The following is a 1,134-nucleotide window of genomic DNA, read 5'->3' as shown; positions in this document are numbered from 1 at the left end:
GGTGACGGCCACGGTAGCCAACCAAACCATCTGTAACGGAACCACGGCTACGCTGACGGCCAACGCTACAGGCGGCACAGGTTTCACCTACAACTGGTCACCCGCTGGTACCGGCTCAACTCAGACAGTGACTGTGGCACCAACGGCCACGACGACCTATAGCGTTACGGTGACCAACAGCAACGGCTGTTCAGCCGTGACTACTGCCACGGTAACAGTGAATCCAGCGGTGACCGCTACGGTAAGTGCCAGTCCGAGTAACACGATTTGTAATGGCAACTCAGTCACACTGACGGCGGCGGGAGGTATCGGTTATCAATGGTCAACCAGCCAGACGACGGCGACGATCAGTGTCACCCCGACAACAACAACCGTTTATTCGGTCACCGTCACCAACGCCAGTGGTTGCTCAGCCATTGCTTCAGCGACGATTACTGTCAATGCAGCAATAACGGCCACGGTCAACAGTGCTACGCTCACGTGTCAATCCCCGGTAGCTACACTGTCGGTAAGTAGCAGCCAAACTGGGCTCACATACCAATGGGCGGGTCCCCTCGGCTTCACGGCTACCACCCAAAGTGTTTCCGCGAGCACGCCGGGTACGTATACCGTACTAATCGCAAACAGTCAGACCGGTTGCTCTACCACGGCTGTATCTACCGTAAGCCAACTCCCTGGCGTGGAAATCACGCTATTTACCCAAAGCAACTGCCTCAACAATGGGACCGACGCTACCTCAGCTGATGACTATTTCACTGTGACTGTGCAGGCCGCTAACAGTACACCAGGAGCCACGGGCCGCTATGAGGTTGTACTCGGCGCCGATGCTAATGGCCTTGGCGGCACCGTGTTGAATCCAGGCACGCCCAATGGAACCCCCTACGGAACCGCAGTGACTGTGGGCGGCATCGGACAACCCAATGCGAAAAGGTTCCTCGCTAACGGTACCGCGATCTACTCCCTCACGATCAGAGACACCAACAATACCAGTACGAACACCGGCTGCCGCAGCACCCGCCTCACAGGGCAGGTAGCCCCTTGCTCGTCCTGTTTGCCAGACGCTTGTAAACCAATCCAATTAAATAAGCAACAGTAGATTTTATTATTAAATGAAAAAATAGTTACATGAAAACC

Annotated in this window: 1 protein-coding gene; it reads left to right on the top strand. The window is 55.1% G+C overall.

The window, feature by feature from the left end:
- Window positions 1-1,096 (top strand): Ig-like domain-containing protein (locus F7231_RS27060; protein WP_445451891.1); only part of this gene is annotated, 1,096 nt, incomplete at its 5' end.
- Between the last annotated feature and the right edge of the window lie 38 nt (window positions 1,097-1,134).

The sequence above is a fragment of the Fibrivirga algicola genome (assembly GCF_011742925.1).
Taxonomy (GTDB): Bacteria; Bacteroidota; Bacteroidia; order Cytophagales; family Spirosomataceae; genus Fibrella; species Fibrella algicola.
Note: the sequence above shows the minus strand (reverse complement) of the source record. Positions and strands in the feature narration are given on the sequence as shown.